The organism is Mitsuaria sp. MSU3D, from assembly GCF_056867975.1.
The window spans coordinates 2,878,333-2,899,090 of the sequence record NZ_CP200314.1 but is presented as its reverse complement, the minus strand read 5'-3'; the positions used below and the strand labels follow the sequence as shown (position 1 = coordinate 2,899,090).

At 68.3% G+C, this 20,758-nt stretch carries 20 protein-coding genes; 6 read left to right on the top strand and 14 right to left on the bottom strand.

Annotation, left to right across the window (positions count from 1 at the left end; translation table 11 throughout):
• Nucleotides 1–44: 44 nt before the first annotated feature.
• Both AC1VNM_RS12730 and gloB read right to left on the bottom strand, forming a co-directional pair.
• Entirely contained in the window at nucleotides 45–1,670 is a 1,626-nt protein-coding gene (locus AC1VNM_RS12730) for a transglycosylase SLT domain-containing protein (protein ID WP_483107154.1), read from the bottom strand.
• Between the two features lie 147 nt (nucleotides 1,671–1,817).
• Nucleotides 1,818–2,603, bottom strand: a complete 786-nt coding sequence (gloB, locus tag AC1VNM_RS12725) for a hydroxyacylglutathione hydrolase (protein ID WP_483107153.1) — start codon at nucleotides 2,601–2,603, stop codon at nucleotides 1,818–1,820.
• Between the two features lie 26 nt (nucleotides 2,604–2,629).
• Between gloB and AC1VNM_RS12720 the strand changes: the two genes are divergently transcribed.
• Both AC1VNM_RS12720 and rnhA read left to right on the top strand, forming a co-directional pair.
• Nucleotides 2,630–3,586, top strand: coding sequence for a class I SAM-dependent methyltransferase (locus AC1VNM_RS12720; RefSeq protein ID WP_483107152.1), 957 nt, complete (start codon nucleotides 2,630–2,632; stop codon nucleotides 3,584–3,586).
• Nucleotides 3,587–3,662: 76 nt separating this feature from the next.
• The gene (gene rnhA, locus AC1VNM_RS12715; RefSeq protein ID WP_483107151.1) at nucleotides 3,663–4,151 is read left to right on the top strand and encodes a ribonuclease HI; all 489 of its coding nucleotides are present in this window, start codon (nucleotides 3,663–3,665) and stop codon (nucleotides 4,149–4,151) included.
• 60 nt (nucleotides 4,152–4,211) lie between these two features.
• Here the strand turns inward: rnhA and AC1VNM_RS12710 are convergent, their stop codons facing one another.
• The 4 genes from AC1VNM_RS12710 to AC1VNM_RS12695 all read right to left on the bottom strand — a co-directional run bounded on the left by AC1VNM_RS12710 (nucleotide 4,212) and on the right by AC1VNM_RS12695 (nucleotide 7,742).
• Nucleotides 4,212–5,054 carry a nucleotidyl transferase AbiEii/AbiGii toxin family protein gene (locus tag AC1VNM_RS12710; RefSeq protein WP_483107150.1) on the bottom strand — a complete coding sequence of 281 codons (843 nt, stop codon included), beginning with the start codon at nucleotides 5,052–5,054 and terminating at the stop codon, nucleotides 4,212–4,214.
• Nucleotides 5,051–5,677, bottom strand: coding sequence for a type IV toxin-antitoxin system AbiEi family antitoxin domain-containing protein (locus AC1VNM_RS12705; RefSeq protein WP_483109274.1), 627 nt, complete (start codon nucleotides 5,675–5,677; stop codon nucleotides 5,051–5,053). The genes AC1VNM_RS12710 and AC1VNM_RS12705 overlap by 4 nt, the downstream gene beginning before the upstream one ends.
• A gap of 204 nt (nucleotides 5,678–5,881) precedes the next feature.
• Entirely contained in the window at nucleotides 5,882–6,574 is a 693-nt protein-coding gene (locus tag AC1VNM_RS12700; RefSeq protein ID WP_483107149.1) for a helix-turn-helix transcriptional regulator, read from the bottom strand.
• The gene (locus tag AC1VNM_RS12695) at nucleotides 6,555–7,742 is read right to left on the bottom strand and encodes an epoxide hydrolase family protein (protein ID WP_483107148.1); all 1,188 of its coding nucleotides are present in this window, start codon (nucleotides 7,740–7,742) and stop codon (nucleotides 6,555–6,557) included. The genes AC1VNM_RS12700 and AC1VNM_RS12695 overlap by 20 nt, the downstream gene beginning before the upstream one ends.
• 191 nt (nucleotides 7,743–7,933) lie before the next feature.
• On the opposite strand from AC1VNM_RS12695, the gene AC1VNM_RS12690 reads away from it, so the two are divergent.
• From AC1VNM_RS12690 to AC1VNM_RS12675, 4 genes are all read left to right on the top strand, one after another.
• Entirely contained in the window at nucleotides 7,934–8,455 is a 522-nt protein-coding gene (locus AC1VNM_RS12690; RefSeq protein WP_483107147.1) for a deoxycytidylate deaminase, read from the top strand.
• Nucleotides 8,456–8,641: 186 nt separating this feature from the next.
• A complete protein-coding gene (locus AC1VNM_RS12685) occupies nucleotides 8,642–8,947 on the top strand; it encodes a hypothetical protein (RefSeq protein WP_483107146.1) in 306 nt (101 codons plus the stop codon).
• A gap of 117 nt (nucleotides 8,948–9,064) precedes the next feature.
• Complete coding sequence (locus AC1VNM_RS12680; protein WP_483107145.1) at nucleotides 9,065–9,256, top strand: hypothetical protein; 192 nt, start codon at nucleotides 9,065–9,067, stop codon at nucleotides 9,254–9,256.
• Nucleotides 9,257–9,380: 124 nt separating this feature from the next.
• Nucleotides 9,381–10,124, top strand: a complete 744-nt coding sequence (locus AC1VNM_RS12675) for a hypothetical protein (RefSeq protein ID WP_483107144.1) — start codon at nucleotides 9,381–9,383, stop codon at nucleotides 10,122–10,124.
• Between the two features lie 26 nt (nucleotides 10,125–10,150).
• Here AC1VNM_RS12675 and AC1VNM_RS12670 read toward each other — a convergent pair whose 3' ends face one another.
• From AC1VNM_RS12670 to AC1VNM_RS12635, 8 genes are all read right to left on the bottom strand, one after another.
• Nucleotides 10,151–11,098: a 2OG-Fe(II) oxygenase gene (locus AC1VNM_RS12670; protein WP_483107143.1), complete on the bottom strand. Its 948-nt coding sequence runs from the start codon at nucleotides 11,096–11,098 to the stop codon at nucleotides 10,151–10,153.
• 13 nt (nucleotides 11,099–11,111) lie between these two features.
• Nucleotides 11,112–11,816: a hypothetical protein gene (locus AC1VNM_RS12665; RefSeq protein WP_483107142.1), complete on the bottom strand. Its 705-nt coding sequence runs from the start codon at nucleotides 11,814–11,816 to the stop codon at nucleotides 11,112–11,114.
• Between the two features lie 20 nt (nucleotides 11,817–11,836).
• Nucleotides 11,837–13,201: a cytochrome-c peroxidase gene (locus tag AC1VNM_RS12660; RefSeq protein ID WP_483109273.1), complete on the bottom strand. Its 1,365-nt coding sequence runs from the start codon at nucleotides 13,199–13,201 to the stop codon at nucleotides 11,837–11,839.
• Complete coding sequence (locus AC1VNM_RS12655; protein ID WP_483107141.1) at nucleotides 13,201–15,495, bottom strand: phosphoesterase; 2,295 nt, start codon at nucleotides 15,493–15,495, stop codon at nucleotides 13,201–13,203. Before AC1VNM_RS12655 ends, AC1VNM_RS12660 begins: the two co-directional genes overlap by 1 nt.
• A gap of 296 nt (nucleotides 15,496–15,791) precedes the next feature.
• Nucleotides 15,792–16,682: a maltose ABC transporter permease MalG gene (malG, locus tag AC1VNM_RS12650; RefSeq protein ID WP_377153118.1), complete on the bottom strand. Its 891-nt coding sequence runs from the start codon at nucleotides 16,680–16,682 to the stop codon at nucleotides 15,792–15,794.
• A 25-nt stretch (nucleotides 16,683–16,707) separates the two neighbouring features.
• Entirely contained in the window at nucleotides 16,708–18,396 is a 1,689-nt protein-coding gene (malF, locus tag AC1VNM_RS12645; RefSeq protein WP_483107140.1) for a maltose ABC transporter permease MalF, read from the bottom strand.
• Nucleotides 18,393–19,622 (bottom strand): maltose/maltodextrin ABC transporter substrate-binding protein MalE, encoded by a 1,230-nt coding sequence (malE, locus tag AC1VNM_RS12640; RefSeq protein WP_483107139.1) that lies wholly within the window; start codon nucleotides 19,620–19,622, stop codon nucleotides 18,393–18,395. Before malE ends, malF begins: the two co-directional genes overlap by 4 nt.
• Complete coding sequence (locus AC1VNM_RS12635; RefSeq protein ID WP_483107138.1) at nucleotides 19,619–20,719, bottom strand: ABC transporter ATP-binding protein; 1,101 nt, start codon at nucleotides 20,717–20,719, stop codon at nucleotides 19,619–19,621. Before AC1VNM_RS12635 ends, malE begins: the two co-directional genes overlap by 4 nt.
• Nucleotides 20,720–20,758 lie beyond the last annotated feature (39 nt).

The following is a 20,758-nucleotide window of genomic DNA, read 5'->3' as shown; positions in this document are numbered from 1 at the left end:
GCGCTCGATCGAGCGCCCGTCCTTCTCCTGGCGCGCGCCGTGGATCAGCGCAGCGCCGTCTTCGTCGCCACGGTGCGACCACCCTTGCCATCGCTGGCGGCGACCTTGGCGCTGCGGGTCTTCGCGCCGGCCTTGGCCGGCTTGTTGGCCGCGCTCGACGCGACCTTGGTGACCTTCGCCGACTTCATCGTCTTGCTCGACGAGGACTTCGACGGCGCGGCCGGCGCTTCCGCCGCGGCGAGCTGCTGGCCTTCACGCACGTAGGCGACGACCTGCTGGCCCGGCTTGAAAGTGGCCTTGGTGCTGACGCGGTTCCACTGCGCCAGCTGCGTCGTGCCCAGGCGGTAGCGGCGCGCGATGCTGGCCACCGTGTCGCCCTTGTTGGCCTTGAGCGTGACGCGGCGCATCGGCGGCACGTCGGGCGCGAAGCCGATGCGGGCGTTGTCGGCCAGGTGCTCGGACACGTCCTGGTCGCGCGACGCGGTGCGCGGCACCAGCAGCGTCGAGCCCTTGGTCACCAGCATCCGCGCCGGGATGCGGTTGATCTCGCGCAGGCCGGTCTCGCTCATGCCGACCTGCTTCGCGGCATCCGCCGGCTTCATCGTCTTCGGCACGACCCAGGCCGTCCACGACGCCAGCGGGCCGCGGTGCTTCTCGAGGTTGGCGACGAAGGTGCTGGCGTTGTCGTAGGGCAGCAGCAGCTGGCCGCTGCTGGCCGCCAGGATCACCGGCTTGTTCATCGACGGGTTGAACTGGCGGAAGGTCTCCTCGTCCAGTTCGGCCAGCTGCGCGGCGCGCGTGACGTCCATGTCGCGGTCGATGTTGACCGACAGGAAGTACGGATGGTTCGCCACCGCCGGCAGCTCCAGGCCGTAGGCCTCGGGGCGCATCACGATGTTCTTCACCGCCTGCAGCTTGGGCAGGTAGTAGCGCGTCTCGTCGGGCATGCGCAGGCTGTCGTAGTCGATCGGCAGGCCGGCCTTCTGGTTGCGCGCGACTGCCTTGCTGACGTTGCCCTGGCCCCAGTTGTAGGCGGCCAGCGCCAGCTGCCAATCGCCGTCGAACAGCTTGTTCAGGCGCTGCAGGTAGTCCAGTGCCGCCTTGGTCGAGGCCAGCACGTCGCGGCGGTCGTCGCGGAAGATGTTCTGCTTCAGGTCGAAGTCACGACCGGTGGCGGGCATGAATTGCCACATGCCGACGGCCTTCGCGCTGGACTGCGCGTCGTTGCGGAACGCGCTCTCGACGAAGGGCAGCAGCGCCAGCTCCATCGGCATGCCGCGCTTCTGGACTTCCTCGACCACGTGATAGAGGTAGAGGCTGCCGCGGCCGGTCATGCGCGCGACGTAGTCGGGCCGGCTGCTGTACCAGTCCTCGGCCTTGCGGACCAGGTCGTTGTCGAGTTCGGGCATCGCCATGCCGGCGCGCATCCGCGCCCACAGGTCGACGTGCGTCTTCGGGGCGTCGAGGTCGACCTTCTCGCCGGGGTTCAGGTTGTCCTCGAGCAGCACGTCCAGCTTCTCTTCCGGCGCGGTGGCGACGCGCGCCACCGGCGTGGCCGGCGACGGGACGGCGGAGGCCGCGGACTCCACCGCCTGCACTGTCTGCTGCGCGACCGCCTGGGCTTCCTGGTTGTCGGCCCGCGGCGCGTTCGTCGCGCAGGCGGCCAGCACCAGGGGCAGCAGCGCGGCGATCAGCGTCAGCGCGGGACGTTTCGCGGTGCTGTGGGCGGAAGGGGGGAGGCGGCGTCCGCGCCGGTCGCGGCGCGGTGGGAACGGGCGGTCGGGCGGGGCGGGGTCAGGTGTCGATGCATCGGAGGCTCAGCGAAATTCATTCTTCCATTGACGCAGTCCGGCCAGGACCGAGACCGGCTGCGAGGTGACGCGCGGATCGCGGCGCTGGGCGGCCTCGCGGACGGCGGCGTGCTCGCAGCGCAGGAAGGGGTTGATCTGGAGCTCCACGGCGATGGTGGAGGGCAGGGTGGGCAGCGACTGCTCGCGCCGGGCCAGACACCAGGCCTCGTGGCGCGCGACCGCCTCGTTCTGGGGCTCGACTGTGCGAGCAAAACGCAGATTCGACAAGGTGTACTCGTGCGCACAGCAAACGCGGGTTTCCCCGGGGAGTGCCGCGAGCTTGGACAGCGACTCGTGCATCTGCGCGGGCGTGCCCTCGAAGAGCCGGCCGCAGCCGGCGGAGAACAGCGTGTCGCCGCAGAACAGGATCGGCGCGCCGCCATCGGTGGGCTGCTTCAACACGAAAGCGATGTGACCGGCGGTGTGACCGGGGACGTCGAGCACGTCGACGACCTGGCCGAGGACCTCGAAGCGGTCGCCTTCGCTCAACGGTTCGACGTGCACTGGCATGCTTTCGCCAGCGGGCCCCCAGATCCTTGCGCCTTCGGCCAGCAAGGGCATCAACTCGCGCAGGCCGCCGACATGATCGGCATGGTGATGGGTCACTAGAATGCCCTGCAGGTCCAGTCCCAGCGAGCGCAGCGCTTCCTTCACCGGTGCGGCGTCGCCCGGGTCGACCACGAGCGCCGACCGGCCGTCATGCAGCAGCCAGAGATAGTTGTCTGTGAAGGCGGGAACGGCGACCAGGTTCATGCAGGCAAGGGGATCAGGTCCCAGCGATGAAGACTCCGGGCCAGGACGACGACAGCGACGAGAAGCCGCCGATTGTAGAGGCGCACTTCCGGCCGGACACCGCCGCGGCGGAGTTCGCGCACTGGTTGCGCACGCCTGCCGGGCGCTACCTGCTCGCGTGGGAACAGCGCTTCATCGATGCCGCCGTCATCGACTGGTTCGGGTATCACGCGCTGCAGCTCGGCTTCCCGCAACTGCACGGCCTGCGGACCAACCGCATGACCAACCGCTGGCTGGCGCTGAACCACCGGCCCTTCGAGGACGGCGTCGCCGGCCCGCCGCGGCAGGGACTGAGCGTCCATCCGCTGGAGTACCAGCCCGAGCCGCAGGCCGAACTCGCCCCGGGCCTGAACGGCGCGGGCCGCGCGGCGGTCTATTGCGAGTTCGATGCGCTGCCGTTCGAGTCCAACAGCCTGGACCTGGTGCTGCTGCCGCACACGCTGGAACAGGCGGCCGACCCGCACCGTTGCCTGCGCGAGGTGGAGCGCGTGCTGCGTCCCGAGGGGCGCGTCGTGATCCTCGGCATGAACCCCGCCAGCCTGTGGGCGGTGAGGCAGAATCTCGCCCGCGTCAACGGCCGCATGCTGGGCCGCCCGCCGCGGCTCTACCTGCCCGAGGAGCGCGAGTACCTCGGCTACTGGCGCTTGCGCGACTGGCTGCGACTGCTGTCCTTCGACGTCGAACGCGCGCAGTTCGGTTGCTACCGGCCGCCGCTGCTCAGTGATGCGTGGCTCGCGCGCTGGCAGTGGATCGAGAAGCCCGGTGGCAAGTGGTGGACGGTGCTTGGCGCGCTGTATGGCGTGATCGCGGTCAAGCGCGTGCACGGCATGCGGCTGATCGGCCTGGCGCGCGGCAAGAAGCGCGCCGCCAAGACCGCTCCGGCGGTCGCGGCGGTCCACCACCACCACCATCATCATCATCGCGACGATGCCGAGGTCGATTGATCCTCACGCCATCCCGGCTGTCGGGCGCGTGATCCCGACCTGACTTCGACGTTCCCAGTTCCTTTCCGACTCCTTCATGACCGATACCTCCGCTTCTCCTGATCCCGCTCCCGCCGCGCCGAAGATCGCCAAGCCGCCCGTCGTCATCTACACCGACGGCGCCTGCAAGGGCAACCCGGGCCCGGGCGGCTGGGGCGCGTGGCTCAAGAGCGGCGACCACGAGAAGGAGCTCTTCGGCGGCGAGCGCAACACGACGAACAACCGCATGGAGCTGACGGCGGTGATCGAGGCGCTGACCTCGCTCAAGCGCAGCTGCAACATCGTGATCTACACGGACAGCGAGTACGTCCGCAAGGGCATGACCGAGTGGATCGCGGGCTGGCAGCGCCGCGGCTGGAAGACGGCGGACGGCAAGCCGGTGAAGAACGCCGACCTGTGGCAGCGCCTGGAGGCGCTGCGCAAGCTGCACACGGTCGAGTGGCGCTGGGTCAAGGGCCACGCCGGCGATCCGGGCAACGAACGCGCGGATGCGTTGGCGAACAAGGGTGTGCTGGTCGCCAAGTAGGCCGCGCGCCGATCGCGGACCCGCGCATTGGACATCGCGCGCCCTCAAGCGCGCGATGCGTCAGATCACCTTGAGGCGACGCAAGGCCAGGACCATCCGGTTCACGAGATCCGGGAGATCCCTTCCCGTCAGGTTGTTCTTCTTCAGGAACGACTTCCACATGCTGACCCTGATCGGATGGGCCGAGAACTCATCGGTGAGACCTTCGGGAATGCCATCGGGCGGGGGCGTCCCGCGCTGAGCGAAGGTCGCCCCAATCGCGGTTCGCAATTCCTTCGGATCGATCAGCTCATCGTGCAGCAGCACATCCAGATCGAAGTAGTCCTTGAGACGCGTGTTGTCGATGCCCCGCGCCCAGATCGCATGCAGCTTCTCGGCGATCGCCGTTTCCTTGGGATAGGCCATCAAACGCGGGGCGGGCAGATCAGGCAACAGCGTTGGATACACGACGGGCTGAGGTCCGGGCGAAACGGCATCGCCATATCCGACGTCGATCTGGATGCTGAGTCGCGCCCGATGGAGTTCGCCGGTCAGTGTGACCCTGACGACGTACTTCTCTTCAATGCCCAGGACGCGTCCGTTCACCGATTCCGGATCGAAATGGACACCATCGTCGACCTGGATAGCGCAGACAGCCTTGAACACCGCGACCAGGCGGTCGACGTCGTTCGAGGTCAGCGCGACGAAATCGGCATCGCGGGTGGGGCGCTGGCTGTCCTGGTACCAAAGAGAAAAGAGCAGGGCGCCCTTCAGCAGAAACTCGTTTGCATGCGGCGATGCGGACAGACGATAGAGGAACCGCTCAAGCCCGAAACGGGTGATGACGCGGGAGAAGTTGTGGTCGGTGCGTTGCGCCAGATTGAGCAGCCGGTCGCGCACCGAGGCGGCGACGTTGCGGCTCATGCGATCAGGCTCTCCACATACGGACGCATCACGTTGTCGACGCGATCGATCTTGGCGAACCGACGGAGTTCGCTCGACTTGAAGGATTGCCGGGCCCATCCGTCGCGCAGGGCTTCGATGCTCACATCCAGTCCGACCTTGTTGCGGAACTTGAAGCAGTCAGCCACGGTCTTCGCCGGGCTGAAGACCGGCACGCGGACGCCGTCGATCTCGTGGTCGACGACGCCCTCGGTCAGCGCGTCGCCCGACATGCGGATGATGCGAACCGCGGGCGAATGGAGCCGCGGGGCGGCCGCGCTGGATGGCAGGGCGACCCAGACGTCGTAGGGCTCCTGCGTCCCGATCTCGTGGAAGCGCAGCGCGGAGAGCAGGCAGACCACCGCGCGTGGCGCTCGCACGCACACCTCGGCAAGCGAAATGTGTTCCGAGACGTCGCGTTCATTCGGGGCGTAGATGCCGTGGCTGATGCGTTGCAAGGTGCCAGCCCGCACCATCCGGCTCAGCACCATCGACGGAATTCCTTCCTCGACCACATCCCGCGCGCGCAGCAGCGATCGCCGCTTTGCGAGCGCGAGAACGGCCTGCTCATAGGACGGTGGAGGCGGGGGTGGACGGCGAGGCATCCCGGTGAGTGTGTTGGAAAAGCTATGCATAAGTCTACAAGTACCTAGAAAACGCAACACCTCCAAGCGGGCGTCGCGACTCCTGTGACCGTACTTGTCGACTGGTTCGCCGGCTATGACTCATCCATGGCGATGCGCTGACGCCTTCCAGCAATTCAAGTGAATCGACGACTGCAGCGACGCATGTCGAACGGCTGCGTGTCTTCAGCGGGCAGCTGGCAACGATCCTTGCGCGATCTCTCGCGGCGTCTTCCCGAGCAGCCGCTTCAGTGAGTGGCTCATGTGCGCCTGATCGGAGAAGCCGAGCTCGGCAGCGACCTGCGACGCGGTCCACCCCTGGCGAAGCAGCTCCGCGGCCTGGTGGGCCCGCGCGATCTGCTGCAGCGTCTTGAGACCGAGCCCCGCCACCTCCGCGAAGTGCCGCTGGATGCTGCGTTCGTCGAGCCGTTGCCGCGCGCCCTGCAGCGCCCGCAGGACGACCGGATCCCGCTCCAGCACGCCCTGGCGCGCCAGCGCCGCCACGAGCTGCTCGGCGTTGTCGAAGCGGGGGATCTCGAAGCGCTCTTCGCCGAGGTGGAAGCGACCCTGCCGGTCGACCGGGCAGACCACGCCCTGGCCGACCATCAGCCGCCCGGGCAGGCGCGGCATGTAGACATCGGTCTTGAAGGCGATGCTGAGGATCTCGTCGCCCGCGCGGTTGTCGATCGTGAGCGGAGCGGTGATCTGGCCGGTCTGGATCACCATCACCGGACCGTCGCCGCGGCGCACGAACAGCAGGTCCCACGAACCGTCGGGCAAGGCGGTCTCACGGTTGTCCGCGAGATGCCGGACACGGCGGACCTTCGCCACCAGGGGCGAATCCGCCGGACGTTCCTCCTCAGCGATCGGTCCTTCCATCCAGACCCTCTCGGGGTGTTCGGGACGCTTGCGCCCGCAGCGCGCCGAAGAATCGGCGCAGGTCGTCCACGACCAGTTGCGGGTCCGTTTCGTTGGCGAAGTGACCGCCGCGTGGCATCTCGGTCCACTGTAGCAGCCGGGTATGCGAACGCGCCGCGAAGCTTCGGACCGAGCGAAAGTCGTCGGGGAACACGGCCACGGCCGTCGGCGTGTGATTGGGCAGGTCGCGATAGCCCGCGCCGCTGGCGGCGTTGGCGAAGTACATCTCGGCCGCCTGCCCGCCGGTGCCGGTGAACCAGTAGAGCGACAGGTGGGTGAGGAAGCGGTCGCGGTCGACCTCGGCGGCGCGTTCTCCTTCGAAGCCGAAGAACAGCTCGGCGTTCCAGGCCAGCAGCGCCGCCGGCGAATCCACCAGGCCGAAGGCGAGGGTGCCCGGCCGCTTGGACTGGATGTCGACATAACCGGCGTACTTCCTGAAGTAGTTCAGGCGCTCGAACCCCGCCATCTCGAACGGGGTCAGGCCTTGCATTTCGTCGGGCGTGCCGGCGGGGAACGCGAAGATCTGCTGGACGTGGACACCGGCCAAACCTTCCGGCGCGAGGATGCCCATTTCCCGAGCGACCAGCGCGCCGACGTCGCCACCCTGCGCGCCGTAGCGCTCGTAGCCCAGGCGCTTCATCAAGGTGTCCCAGGCGGCCGCGGTGCGGGCGGCATCCCAGCCCGCAGCCGCCAGTGGCGACGACAACCCCATGCCCGGCACCGACGGGATGACCAGGTCGAAGGCCGGCGCATCGTCGCGGCCGTGGCCGCGCGGGTCCGTCAGCGGACCGATGAGGTCCAGGTACTCGGCCGGGGAGCTCGGCCAGCCGTGCGTCAGGATCAGCGGGAAGGCTTCCGCTTCCGGCGACTGCACGTGGATGAAGTGGATGGTCTGGCCGTCGATCTCCGTCGTGAATTGCGGCAGCGCGTTCAGGCGCGCTTCCTGGGCGCGCCAGTCGAAGCCGTCGCGCCAGTAGTCGGCCAGTTCGCGCACCAGCGACACGGCCTGGCCGTGGCTGAAATCGCGCACGACCGGCTGCGGCCAGCGCGTGGCGGCGAGGCGGGCGCGAAGGTCGTCGATCTGCGAGTCGGCGATCTCGATCCGGAACGGATGGATGGCGGTGTTCATGGCGGCTCCTTGGCGGGGTGGGAATGGCCTCACTGTCGGACAAGGCCGCGGCCGGGTCTTGTAGAAAACCGACGCGGCGGTTCGCCCGCTCCGCGATGGCTTCGCCGGGTCGACGTCCCGCGTGCCACGGCGCCCCGACCGCTCCACTACACTTCTCCGCCTTCCTGGACCTCCGCGTTCCCGCTCCCGTCATGGACAACCAACCGCTGATCGACTGGCATTCGATGTTCATGGGTGTGGCCCTGCTGGCCAGCGCCCGTTCCAAGGACAGCCGCAAGCGCAACGGTGCCTGCATCGCCAGCGCGGACTACAAGATCGTCGGGGTGGGCTACAACGGCCTGCCGCGCGGCTGCGACGACAACGACCCCGCCTATTGGTCCGACGATGACGCCGATCCGGCCAACTCGCGCCACAGCTACATCGTGCATGCCGAGGTCAATGCGATCCTCAACTGCGTCGTGCTGCCGCTGACCGGCAGCACCATCTACACGACGCAGTACCCGTGCCCGCGCTGCGTGCAGTCCATCATTCAGGTGGGCATCCAGCGGGTGGTCTACCTGGAGAAGAAGGACCACCAGATCGGCCTCAACACCGCCTCGGCCAAGATGCTGACCGACGCGCGGATCGACGTGCTGGCGCTCAACGAGCTCGACGTGCCGGCGGCCGTCTGGTGCACCGACCTGTCGGGCTTCATCGCCAGGCCGCGGACCTGAGCGGTGCCCGGGGCTGGCGGAAGCCGTGCGAGGGGGCGATGGGTCGATTCGACGGTCGCTTCGGAGGATCGCTCCGACGGGTGATCCGATGAACTGACCGGGAAAGACCCTGCTTTTCCCGCTCAAGTTTCTTTCGGCCCGATTCATGATCCCTCCCACGCCGACATGAATCGTTCCGAGGCCGCCATGCACACCACCACCATCCCGCCGCACCTGATGCCCGAAACCGCCCAGGCTCCCTGGGGACTGGTGCCGGATCTCGGCCTGACGGTGGCCGGCACGGCCAGCATGGACGAGCTCTTCGCACTGCAGGACCTCATGGCCGGACAAGGCCTGACCCTGCAACCGACGCGCATGCTGTACGACCGCCTCTACGCGCTGGAGCGCCTGAACACCGCGCATGCCCGCGGCGACGCGCGGCTGCAGGCGGCCGCGCAGGAACTGTTCGACGCCTACCAGCGTCGCGGCGAATGGATCGGCCTGGTGCACTGAGCCGACGTTCCGTTCCTCGATCCCGATCCGAAGGCGCCCGTGTGGCGCCTTTGTCGTTTTCGGCATCGTGGGATTGGCGGTGTGTCTAAGATGGCTCGACCACTTCAGGAGGACCGCATGAACACACCGCGCTCTCCCCGGGACTTCCCGCCCGGCCTCTACGGCGGGCTCGAGCACGACGACGAGGACCACCGCGTCGGCGAGACGGGCCAGAAGGGCCCGGAAGGTGATGGCGACGTCGATCGAGCCCATCACGAGCAGCAGGACCGCGACAGCCGGGACGATCGCGCTCGACCGCCCAAACGCTGAAGAAGACGCTGAAGAGGAACGCTGAAGAGTTACCTTCTGCCGTCTTGGCGCCTTCATCTCCCGAGTGCAGAATCCGCGGTCGCAAAAAAGCCAACAAGGCGATCGAACTCGGGAGGAAAAGGCGATGCCATTCGTCGGATTGGGTGTTCACATTCTGCTGGCGCTGTTCTGCGCCGTTCACGTCGTGCGCAACGGGGGACAGCTGTACTGGCTGATCATCCTGTTCTCTTTCCCGCTGCTGGGCAGCCTTGTCTATCTGCTGGTGTTCGTGGTGCCGCACTCGCGGGTCGAGCGCAGCGCCAAGCGCGCCGTGCGCGCGGCCGGCCGCGCAATGGATCCGGGTCGGGAACTGCGCGAGGCGCGCGTCGCCTTCGACGAGACGCCGACCGCGCAGAACCAGATGCGCCTGGCCACCGCGCTGTTGGAAGCCGGCGAGGCGGCGCAGTCTGCCGAGCAGTTCCAGGCGTGCCTGCGCGGCCCGTTCGCGAAGGACCTGGAGATCCGGCTCGGCGCGGCTCGCGCCTTCCTCGCGGCCGGACAGGCGGCTCAGGCGCTGGAACACCTGGCATCGATGCGCGCCGAGAAGGCCGACTTCCGCGCCGAGGCGGTGTCCTTGCTGACGGCGCGATCGCTGGCGGCGCTGGACCGCAGCGTGGAGGCGCGCGCCGAATTCGAATCCGCCTCGGAGCGCTTCGGCAGCGTCGAAGCCTGGGCGGAATACGCGATCTGGGCGCTGGGCCGCGGCGACGACGCGACCGCGCAGCCGCTGCTGGCGAAGATCGACAAGGTCAGCGCGAAGTGGAATGCGCTGGCGAAGCAGCTGAACGAGCCGGTGATGCGGCGACTGCGGGTGGCGCGCAAGGCCTGACCCTGCGGCTCGACGAGGGCGCTGATTCAAGCGCTCACGAACGCCCGCTCCCGCATCCACTTCGTCGCCACCCACTTCTCGCCGCGCGTGACCGCGCTGCTGGCGTGCAGCGAGGCGTGGTCCAGTTCGCCGTGTGAGTTGGCGTACTCGAAGTAGACGGCGTTGCCGCGCTGCGGCGAGACCGCCCAGCCCGCTGCAGGGAACACCGTCTCGCCGCCGGCGGGTACGTCGTTGAGGTATGTGACCAAGGTGCTCACGCGCTGCCCGCTGCGCGCGATCGACGCCTGGTTGGCGGGGTTCGACGGCACCAGGAAGTCATAGTGCGGCGCGCTGCCGGCGCCTTCGGGGTAGTGCAGGATCTGCAGGCCTTCGCCGTGTGACACCGGCAGGTTCATGATCTCCGCGATGCGCCGGTCCAGGCGCGCGATCAGCGGGGTCTCGGCCGGGCGGAAGAACATCCCGAGGCTGCTTCGCAAGCCGCTCACGACGTCGCGCCCCGTGCGCGGATCGACGAGCGTCGATGGCCGCAGACGGCCTCGCGCCAAGGCGATGACTTCCTCGCATTCATCGGCGCTGAAGACGCCGTTGAGCACCGCCAGCATCGGTCGCTCCGCACGCGCGGCCACGCGCACAAGGCGGTCGTCCGTCGCGATCGACGTACCAGGTCGAAAGCGCGGCGTCTCGTACCGGTAAGGCGGTGCGCCGTCGAGGGCCGATGCCATCGGCATTCCCGTCGGCGTCCCTGTCGACATGCCCGTCGGCATCGGCTCGGGCGACAGCTCGACCTGATCCACCGGCATCGCGCGCTCCCCGCGACGCGCACGCACGAACGCCTCGACGATCGCCTGCGCCGCCTCGGCCGCGATGTCGCGCTCCTGCAGCGCGCCTCGCAACTCGCCAGGCGCCACGCCGTTGTCCAGATGCTGGCGGACCCAGTCGCCCAGCGCGGGAGGAAAGCGCACGACGGTCGTCATGAGGGCGCGCCGCTCAGAGCAGGTCCACGGCGACCCAACCGGTCTCCGTCTTCTTGAACGTCTCCTGCAGCTGCGCGCTGCCCGCGCCGCGGATCACCTGAGCCACGACGGGAAACACCTTCTGCAGCTCGGCATCGCCGGTCCACGGTGCGGCCTTGACCCGGTAGGTGTAGCTGACGATCGCGTGCCGGTCCTTGCCCTCGCCGCCGAGCTCCCAATGCACCACCTTGTCCAGGCTCAGCTTGGCCGCGCAGAAGTCGCCGCGCGTCTCCTTGCCGCCGTCAGGGCGCGGCTGCTCGCGCATCACGTAGAACTGCTTGCCGCTCTCGGTCAGCGCGTAGCGGCGGACCTTCATGTGGTGCGACACCTCGTTGTCGTCCTTCACGTCGACCTCGGCCACCGTCGAGCTCGCCAGCCCCAGCCGCTCCAGCACCGGCATCTGCAGCGCGTTGCGCGCGCCGGCGTCGATCTCGCGCTGGGTCAGGTCGATGGGCCACTCGTTCTTGGCCAGGCACAGGTCGCCGCGCTTGGCGAGGTAGTCCTTCATGCCGGCGACGAAGTGATCCGCGGTCGGCTCAGCCGACGCTGTGGAGGCCGACGACTCGCCGGACCGCGAGCAGGCGCACAGCGCGGTCAGCGCGAGCACGGAGACGACGACGCCGGCGGCGCGCACGGCGCGATGAGGAGTGGAAGCGGACGACATGCGGAAGATGGACATGGAGAAATCGGAAGAGATCATCACGACGTGCAGGCCCCCGGCGCGGGCGCTTTCGCCGGCTGGGTGTCCTTGTCGTTGAGCGTGTTCAGGAAGCAGAGCAGGTCGGCGATGTCCTGCTCGGACATCGGCGGCTTGCTGTGCGCCGCGCGGCCGTCCAGCGGCATCTGCGAGTCGATGTTGCCGACGAACTGCGGAGGCAGATCGTCGAACTTGCGCACCTTGCCGCCGACGTACTGCGTGGTGATCAGGCCGTAGGTCGGGAAGTCGGGATCCGGCGTCGCCTTGGGCGTGCCGCCCACCGTCGGATACCAGAGCTCGGGCATCGTGTCGCGCGTGTTGTAGAAGCGGATCGTCTGCTCCAGCGAATGGAAGATGCCGTTGTGGAAGAAGCTGCCGCGCGTCGCCACGTTGCGCAGCGTCGGCGACTTGAACATGCCGCAGAAGGTGTTGCCCTTCACCGGCGCGTGGTCCGTGCGCAGCGGGCCGCACAGGCCGATGTCGGCGTAGGCCGGGTCCGCGTTCGCCGGGATGGCCGCGTTGCGCGGGACGCCGATCGCCTCGTAGGAGAAGTCCGTGAAGATCGCCGTGCTGCCGTTCAGGCCGGCGCCCTGGTAGTGGCAGGACGCGCAGTTCCCGCCGTTCGGGTCGGCGAAGACCTTCAGGCCGCGCGCCTCGGCCGCGGTCAGCACGCCGCCGATCTTGTTGCCGATGTAGAGGTCGAACTTGCTCGAGTACGGATGGAAGCTGACGTCCTCCAGCTGGAAGGCCTGCAGCGCCTTGCCGGCGGCGGCGAAGGCCTGATCGGCGTCCTCGAAGATCCGCGCGCCGAAGGCTTGCCGGAACTGCTCGGCATACGGGCCGGCCTGCAGCTTCTTGACGACGTCGGCGGCGCTGGCGTTGGCCATCTCGTTCGGGTCCAGCAGCGGCAGGCCCGCCTGCTCGGCGAGCGTCGCCGCACGGCCGTCCCACGCGAAGCCGCCGCCGGGACCGGGCACGCTGACGCCGTCGGGGTTGTCGAGCAGGTCCGCGTAGGGCGGCGTCGCGTCCTTGTAGCGCAGCGACGGCACGGCGCGTAAGCCGGCGCTCTTCAGATCGGGACCGCCGAGCTGCACCGACAGATTGTTCGGCGGGCCGTAGGCATTCTTGGGATCGTGACAGGTCGCGCAGGCCATGCGGCCGGAGCCCGACAGCGTCGCGTCGAAGAACATCTTCTGACCGACCTGCGCGATGGGGCTCAGCGGCGTGACCGGGTTCAGCGCGGTGCCGGCGGAGGAGGTCGCCTCCGCGCCGGACGCGGCGCTCCCGGTGTCGGCGCTGCCCGACGGGCCGCAGCCGGCGAGCAGCAGGCCGAGTCCGAGGACCGCGCCGGCGCGGAGGACGGCGATCACTTCTTCAACGCCCAGACGTTGGTCTGGACCGCGTCGGCGCCGATCTGCGCGGCCGTGTTCACGTCGGACGACTGCTTCTGCGTGTAGTTGGCCGGGGCCGTCCACGCATGGTTGATCGCGCGCACCGAGTCGAAGTGGGTGTCGGCGCTGCCGGCGTACTCCGGCAGGTTGAGGATGTTGGCCGCGATGAACTTCTCGGTGTACTTCGAGCGGTTCATGTACGACGCATCCACCGCCGGGTCGGCCAGCTGGAACATGTCCTGCAGCGTGCGCACGAACGAGAAGTGGCTGTAGGCATCGCCGTCGGACACGCCCTTGGGCGCATCGGCCTGGTTGGTCAGGATGCCGAAGATGCTCTGGCCGTGGCCGCGATTGCCCTTGGTGTAGTTGTTGACGCTGGCGTCGACCGTGACCGCGCCGGTCTTGGGATCGACGACCACCGGCTTGGCCACCGCGCTGTTGGACACGTTCCAGCCGCAGCAGGAGTTGAAGCCCGAGGTGGCGCTGCCTTCGTCGAACATCAGCACGATGGCGACGCGCTTGGCCGGGTTCTTCCACAGCGGCGAGGCCTGGATCTTCTTCACCAGCGCGTCGACGTAGTTGTCGCCGCGCGTGATGATGTTGGCCGCCGAGCTCTGCGCCACGTTGTTGGCGACGCTGCCGCAGTCGCTGGCCGTGGCGGTGCTGCCGTTGGCCAGCTTGCCGATGACGCTGATGCCGTGCATGTCGTCGCACTGGTCGGGGACCAGGAAGTTCAGCGTGCCGACCTTGCCGCTGGCCAGGTCGGTGCCGAGCTGGTCGACGTCGTAGTTGGCCGGCATGGCGTAGGCGGAGCTGCTCTTGAGGTTGGCGTCCCACTGGCCGCCGCCCATGGTGCGGTTGCTGTACTTGAACTCCGGCGCGCTGCGGACGTTCTGGTAGGCCATGCCCGGGTGGTGCTTGGTCTTGTACAGGCCGGCGGGCATCGGCAGCGTCAGGCCGGCGGTGCCGACGGCGGCGGCGTTGCCGTTGATCGTGCCCGGCGCGTAGACGTTGTCGGCGGCCGTGACGGCGGCGTCGGCGACGGAGTCGGTGCGGAAGTCCTGGCCCGGGTTCATCGACTCGCTGTAGGTGCGCCAGGTCATGCCGGCGGCCGTGATCGCGTTGAACAGGTTGGGCTTGCCGACGATGTTGTGGTTGACCGCGGCGGTCTGCGTGCAGCTGGCCGCGAAGGGCGAGCTCGCCAGGCCCGGCTGGGTCTTGTCGGGCAGCGGCAGGTCCTGGACCGCATTGGCGCCGGTGGCATCGCAGTTCCACTGGCTGTCGTCGGTGATGCCGAAGTCGTCGGCACCGCCGAGGGCCGTGTAGTTCGGCTCGGACGGGTTGCCGGTGGCGTAGTAGCTGGTCAGCTGGTTGCCGGCGGCGAGCAGCGCGTTGATCTTGGGCGCCCACGGCGAGCCCTTGATCGACAGCGTGGCCTTGTTCTCCAGCATCACGATGAAGATGTGGTCGTAGCGCGGCACGCCTTCGAGCGCGAACGCGGCCTGCTGCGATTGGGCGAAGGTGATCTTCGTGCGGGCGTCCGTGCCGGTGGGCGCGGTGGCGACGCTCACGTTGGCGGCACCGGCCAGGCGCGGATCGCCGCCGGGCGCGGCCAGCGCGTCGGGGTACAGGTCGCCGCGGTCGAGCTTGGTGATCGCGTAGGTGAAGCGGTTGTCCAGGGCCTTGGACTCGGCCAGCAGGGCGACCTGGTCGGCGCCGGTGACGGTGCTCGCGTCGGCCAGCACATTGGCCAGCGACACGCCGATGCGCGTGGCGACGGTCTGCTTCTCGGTCGCGTAGCTGGTGCCGTTGGCCTCGACGAGGCGCTGCACTTCCGACGACAGCGGGCTGATGACGACGTTGCCGGCCTGCTCGATGACCTGGTCCAGCGACGCGCGCAGCACGTCGCGGCTCGCGACCTTGGCGCCGGTGGTGGACAGCGTGGCATCGGTGCCGATGTCGGCGATCAGCGCGGCGTTGGCCGGCAGGGTCAGCGAGAAGTGGCCCTTGGCGTCGGTGACGACGGGGTTCTCGGCGGTGTCGCAGACGCCGTTGCCGTTGGTGTCGACGCAGACCTTGGCGCCGACGTAGTAGGCGGGGTCGATCTTGGGATCGGTCGCGCTGCCGGCGGTGAAGCTGGTGGCGGTGACGACGCCGTTGATCGTGACGCTCGGCGACTGGGTGTCGTTGTCGGAGCCGCAGGCCGCCAGGATGGCGGCGGCAACGAGGGTGAGCGAGGCGTTCAGCGCGGTGGATTTGCTGTGTCGCATGGGAGTCCTGGAGTGGTGGCGGTGGCTGTGTTCGTGGGCCTCGGGGAGGAGGCTGTTCGAAACGCCGCGCACTCTAGAAATCACGCATGACGGATCCGTGTCACTCGACGTCAAGGCCGCGTGAGGGCCCTTGCCAGGCAAGGCCTGGCACGTTTCGCAAAGTTACGTGAAGCGACGCACACACGCGGAATGGGTTGCGATGCGCACGGGGCTTGATGGCGAGGGAACGCTCTCGGAATGAACTTGAGCTGGATCGCAGCGTGCCGCGTCCCAGGCGCGTTGAACGTAGCAGGGCCTCAGCCCTTCACCCCACCCGCCGTCAACCCCGACACGATCCACCGCTGCGCCAGCAGGAACACCGCCGTGATCGGCAGTCCCGACAGGACCGCCGCCGCCGCGAAGTCGCCCCACAGGAAGCGCTGGTCGTGCAGGAAGTACTTCGACCCCACCGCCAGCGTGAGGTTCGATTCCTCGCGCAGCAGCACCGACGCCACCGGGTACTCGATGATGCAGCCGATGAAGGCCAGCACGAACACCACCATCAGGATCGGCACCGCCATCGGCAGCAGCACCAGCCGGAACGCCTGCCAGTGCGACGCGCCGTCGACCTTGGCGTTCTCCTCGATCTCCACGGGGATCGTCTCGAAGTAGCCCTTGATCGTCCAGATGTGCGTCGCCACGCCGCCCAGGTAGGCCACGATCACGCCCGCGTGCGTCTCGATGCCCAGCCACGGCACGAAGGTGCCGATGGTCTCGAAGATCGCGTAGATCGCCACCAGCGCCAGCACCGCCGGGAACATCTGCAGCAGCAGCATGCTGTTCAGGATGCTGGCCTTGAACGGGAACTTCAGCCGCGCGAAACCGTAGGCCGCCGTCGTCGAGATCGCCACGATCAGCACCGCCGAGATCGTCGCCACCTTGATCGAGTTCCACAGCCACGTCAGCACCGGGAAGGGCGGCTGCACCAGCGAGCCGTCCGCCGCCTGGTACGGAATGCCCAGCGCCAGCTGCCAGTGCTCCAGGCTGATCGTCGTCGGGATCAGGCTGCCGGTGGCGAAGTTGCCCGGCCGCAGCGAGATCGACACCACCGCCAGCAGCGGGAACAGCGTGATCGCCAGGAACACCCACAGCAGCACATGCGCCGCGATGACGCGCCAGCGCGCCTGTTTGCCTCGAACGATGGCCATGTCGTGTCCTTGTCCTTCGGCCGCGTCAGCGGTTGGCGTTGCGCATCAGGCGCAGGTTGAGCAGCGACATCCCCGCGACCAGCACGAAGATCAGCGTCGAGATGGCCGCGGCCAGGCCGAAGTCCGTGCCCGAATCGCGGAAGGCGATGCGATACGTGTAGCTGACCAGGATGTCGGTCTGCCCCGCGGGGATCTTGGTGGACAGGTAATCCGGCCGCCCGTCGGTCAGTAGCGCGATCAGCACGAAGTTGTTGAAGTTGAAGGCGAAGGCCGAGACCAGCAGCGGCGACAGCGGCTTGATGATCAGCGGCGCCGTGATCTTGAAGAAGTTGGTCAGCGGCCCCGCGCCCGCGAGCGCCGAGGCCTCGTACAGGTCCGAGGGGATCGCCTTCAGCAGCCCCGTGCACAGGATCATCACGTACGGATAGCCCAGCCACACGTTGACGATCAGCAGCATCGTCCGCGCCAGCGACGGGTCCGCGAACCACGCGGGCCGCACGCCGAAGAGCGCGTCCAGGATCGCGTTGATCTCGCCGAAGTTCTGGTTGAACAGGCCCTTGAACACCAGGATCGAGATGAAGCCCGGCACCGCGTAGGGCAGGAACAGCAGCGTGCGGTAGGTCGTGCGGTAGCGCAGGTCCTCCCAGTTCAGCAGCACCGCCAGCATCATGCCGATCGCCGTCGCGAAGACGACCGTCAGCAGCGAGAACACCACCGTCCAGCCGAAGATCGACAGGAAGGGACCGCGGAACTCCGCGTCGAACAGCATGCGCTTGTAGTTCTGCGCGCCGACCATGACCTTGTAGCCGGGCGCCAGGTGCGTGCCCGCCGCCGCGCCCTGGCCTTCGTAGTAGCCGGTGGTCGCGTCCGGGCGGAAGAGGGCGCCGTCGGCGACGCGCTTCAAGCTGCCGTCGGACTGCTCCTCGAAGTGGGGGCGGATCGGGCCGAACTCGCGCAGGCCGAGGTAGCGCAGCGTCGAGGCGTCGCCCGCGCCGCCGGTGGCCGCCGTGCCGCCGCTTTCGCCGGGCAGCCGCAGCCGCAGTTGCGCCAGCGCCTGGCGGTGCTCGACCAGCTCCTTCAGCGTGAGCGCGGTGCCCAGCGTCGCGTCCGCGGGTCCGGTCGCCTGCATCGCGACGTCGACCGGCTTCGTGCCCTGGCGCAGCGCCAGCGGCGGAGAGATGAATTGCGCCGTGCCGCTCGACGGGTCGCGCAGCACCACGCGGAAGTCGCTGCCGGCGCCGTGCACGCTGTAGTCGCGCACGGCCTCGAGCGCCGTGTCGTGCTGGTCGAGCAGGAACTCGCGCACGCGTTCCTGGCTCAGCAGGTGGGCCGACGAGTAGTTGGTGAAGCCGATCTGCGTCGTGTAGGCGAGCGGGAACGCGATGAACAGCAGCATCCCGGCCACGCCGGGGAAGAGGTAGCGGTAGGCGAAGCCGGCCTTCGACAGATAGACCGCGAAGCCCGTGCCGAAGAGCAGCAGCACACCCAGCGCCCAGCTCGTCAGCCCGGCCGCGTACAGCATGAAGACGAGGTACAGCGCCGCCAGCGCGATCACGGCCATCGTCGGCCAGTACAGCGCCTGGGTGATCCGGTCGAGCGCGCCGGGCGCCTGGCGCGTGTAGGCCTCGGACAGCGGCGAGCCGGGCAGGGCGGCGGCCCTGGAACTGGACAGGGCGCCTGACGGTGCCGGAGTCGATGCGGTCGTGGCGTTCATTGCTTCAGCAGCATCCGGCCCGACGCGCCGTCCAGCGCGTCCTTGGGGCTTTGCAGGCCGTTGGTGATCGCCTCCAGCGCCGCGTCCATCGCGGTCCAGAAGCGTCCCACCTCGGGGATGTTGGGAATGGCCTCGCCGGCGCGCGCGTTCTCCATGCTCGCGCGGATCAGCGGGTTCACCGACAGCTGCTGGTAGAAGGCCTTGTTGGCCGGCACGCCGATCGGCACGTCGGCGTCGAGGACCTTCAGCGAGGCGGGGCGCATCAGGTGGTGCTCGATGAACTCGCGCGCGAGGTCCTTGTTCTTCGACGGCGCCGAGATCATGCAGCCCAGCACCCCGACGAAGGGCTTGGACGGCTTGCCCGCCACCACCGCCGGGATCGGCGCGACGCCGATGTCGATGCCGGCCTTGCGTGCGTTCTCCCAGGCCCAGGGACCGGAGATCATCATCGCGACCTCGCCGCGCGCGAAGCCCGATTCCATCTCGGAGTAACGCGCGCCGCGCGGCATCACGCCCTCGGTGATCAGTCGCTCCAGCATTTGGCCCGCGGCCAGCGCACCGTCGTTGTTGACCTTGACCTGGCGCGCATCGAAGTCGCCTTGCGCATCACGTCCGAAGATGACGCCGCCGGCGCCCGCGAACATCGGCCAGGTGAAGAAGCTCTTGTTGTAGTCCCACAGGATCGCGTGCTTGCCGCGCTGGCGCAGCTGCTTGTCGACGGCGATCAGCTCTTCCCAGGTTGCGGGCGGCTTGCTCACCAGTGCCTTGTTGTAGATCAGGCCGGTCGTCTCGATCGCGATCGGGTAGCCCCAGAGGCGGCCCTGGTAGCGGAAGGCCTGCCACGCGGCGGGCTCCACCTCATCCTGCAGCGCCTTGCGCGGCTGGACCGGCGTCAGCAGCCCGGCCTTGGCCCATTCGCCGACGCGATCGTGCGGCCAGCAGAAGACGTCCGGCCCCTTGCCGGCGCCGGCCGCCTGCGTGTATTTCTCGGGCGCGTCGACCGGGTGCTCGACGACGACCTTCACGCCGGACTCGCGCTCGAAGGCGTCGCCGACCTTCTGCAGCCCGTTGTAGGCCTTGTCGCCATTGATCCAGACCAGCAGCTTCGGTGCGGTCTGCGCCGCGACCTTCTCGCAGCCGCCAAGCAGCGCGATGGCGGCCATCGCTGCAAATGCGCCGCGTGCCAGCGCCGAGCGCGCGGTCGCGCTCTTCACGGAACGCGTCATGCCGGCGCTCCGAGCCGCTTGAACGCCAGGCCCTGCGCGTCGAAGAGATAGCAGAGGTCCGGCGGCAGGTGCAGCTGCAGGGTGTCGCCGGCGCGCACGCGCGTCCTGCCGTCGAATTCGCAGGTCAGCGCGTCCTCGACGCCCGGATAAGCGCAGTACGCATGCGTCACGCCGCCCAGCGATTCGACGAAGGTCACCGTGCTGGCGATCAGGTTGGCGTCGCCGCCGACCTCGAAGTGCTCCGGACGCAGGCCCAGCGTGACCTTGTCGCCGGCCTTCGCGCGCGACGCGTCGACGCGCGTGCGGATCGTCGCGCCGTCGCCGAGTCGAAGCGTCGCGTGGTCGGCGCCGGCGCTCACCACCTCGGCCTCGATGAAGTTCATCTTCGGGCTGCCGATGAAGCCGGCGACGAAGAGGTTGTCCGGATGCTCGTAGAGCTCCAGCGGCGTGCCCACCTGCTCGATGGTGCCGGCGCTCAGCACGACGATGCGGTCCGCCAGCGTCATCGCCTCGACCTGGTCGTGGGTGACGTAGACCATCGTGGTCTTCAGGTCCTCGTGCAGCTTCGCGAACTCGTAGCGCATGCGCACGCGCAGCGCGGCGTCGAGGTTGGACAGCGGCTCGTCGAAGAGGAAGACCTCGGGCTTGCGCACGATCGCGCGGCCGATGGCCACGCGCTGGCGCTGCCCGCCGGACAGGTCCTTGGGCTTGCGCTCCAGCAGGTGCTCGATGTGCAGGATGCGCGCGGCGTAGCGCACCGCGCGGTCGATCTCGTCCTTGGGCACCTTCGCCAGCTTCAATCCGAACGCCATGTTGTCGTACAGATTCATGTGGGGGTAGAGCGCGTAGCTCTGGAACACCATCGCGATGCCGCGCTCGGCCGGCGGCACGTCGTTGACCAGCCGGCCGCCGATGCGCAGCTCGCCGCCGGTGATGTCCTCCAGACCCGCGATCGTGCGCAGCAGCGTCGACTTGCCGCAGCCCGACGGACCGACGAAGACCATGAATTCACCGTCCCGGATCTCCAGGTCGATGCCATGCAGGATCTTGGTCTCGCCATAGGCCTTGGCCACGGCTTGCAGCTTCACATCCGCCACGGGGTGTCTCCTTGTTTGTAGAGAATATACATGCCAGAC

Excerpts from the sequence above, each read along its gene's own strand:
- gloB (WP_483107153.1), bottom strand. The coding sequence starts at position 2,603 with ATGAACCTGGTCGCCGTTCCCGCCTTCACAGACAACTATCTCTGGCTG.
- AC1VNM_RS12720 (WP_483107152.1), top strand. The coding sequence starts at position 2,630 with ATGAAGACTCCGGGCCAGGACGACGACAGCGACGAGAAGCCGCCGATT.
- rnhA (WP_483107151.1), top strand. The coding sequence starts at position 3,663 with ATGACCGATACCTCCGCTTCTCCTGATCCCGCTCCCGCCGCGCCGAAG.
- AC1VNM_RS12710 (WP_483107150.1), bottom strand. The coding sequence starts at position 5,054 with ATGAGCCGCAACGTCGCCGCCTCGGTGCGCGACCGGCTGCTCAATCTG.
- AC1VNM_RS12705 (WP_483109274.1), bottom strand. The coding sequence starts at position 5,677 with ATGCCTCGCCGTCCACCCCCGCCTCCACCGTCCTATGAGCAGGCCGTT.
- AC1VNM_RS12700 (WP_483107149.1), bottom strand. The coding sequence starts at position 6,574 with ATGGAAGGACCGATCGCTGAGGAGGAACGTCCGGCGGATTCGCCCCTG.
- AC1VNM_RS12695 (WP_483107148.1), bottom strand. The coding sequence starts at position 7,742 with ATGAACACCGCCATCCATCCGTTCCGGATCGAGATCGCCGACTCGCAG.
- AC1VNM_RS12690 (WP_483107147.1), top strand. The coding sequence starts at position 7,934 with ATGGACAACCAACCGCTGATCGACTGGCATTCGATGTTCATGGGTGTG.
- AC1VNM_RS12685 (WP_483107146.1), top strand. The coding sequence starts at position 8,642 with ATGCACACCACCACCATCCCGCCGCACCTGATGCCCGAAACCGCCCAG.
- AC1VNM_RS12680 (WP_483107145.1), top strand. The coding sequence starts at position 9,065 with ATGAACACACCGCGCTCTCCCCGGGACTTCCCGCCCGGCCTCTACGGC.
- AC1VNM_RS12675 (WP_483107144.1), top strand. The coding sequence starts at position 9,381 with ATGCCATTCGTCGGATTGGGTGTTCACATTCTGCTGGCGCTGTTCTGC.
- AC1VNM_RS12670 (WP_483107143.1), bottom strand. The coding sequence starts at position 11,098 with ATGACGACCGTCGTGCGCTTTCCTCCCGCGCTGGGCGACTGGGTCCGC.
- AC1VNM_RS12665 (WP_483107142.1), bottom strand. The coding sequence starts at position 11,816 with ATGTCCATCTTCCGCATGTCGTCCGCTTCCACTCCTCATCGCGCCGTG.
- AC1VNM_RS12655 (WP_483107141.1), bottom strand. The coding sequence starts at position 15,495 with ATGCGACACAGCAAATCCACCGCGCTGAACGCCTCGCTCACCCTCGTT.
- malG (WP_377153118.1), bottom strand. The coding sequence starts at position 16,682 with ATGGCCATCGTTCGAGGCAAACAGGCGCGCTGGCGCGTCATCGCGGCG.
- malF (WP_483107140.1), bottom strand. The coding sequence starts at position 18,396 with ATGAACGCCACGACCGCATCGACTCCGGCACCGTCAGGCGCCCTGTCC.
- malE (WP_483107139.1), bottom strand. The coding sequence starts at position 19,622 with ATGACGCGTTCCGTGAAGAGCGCGACCGCGCGCTCGGCGCTGGCACGC.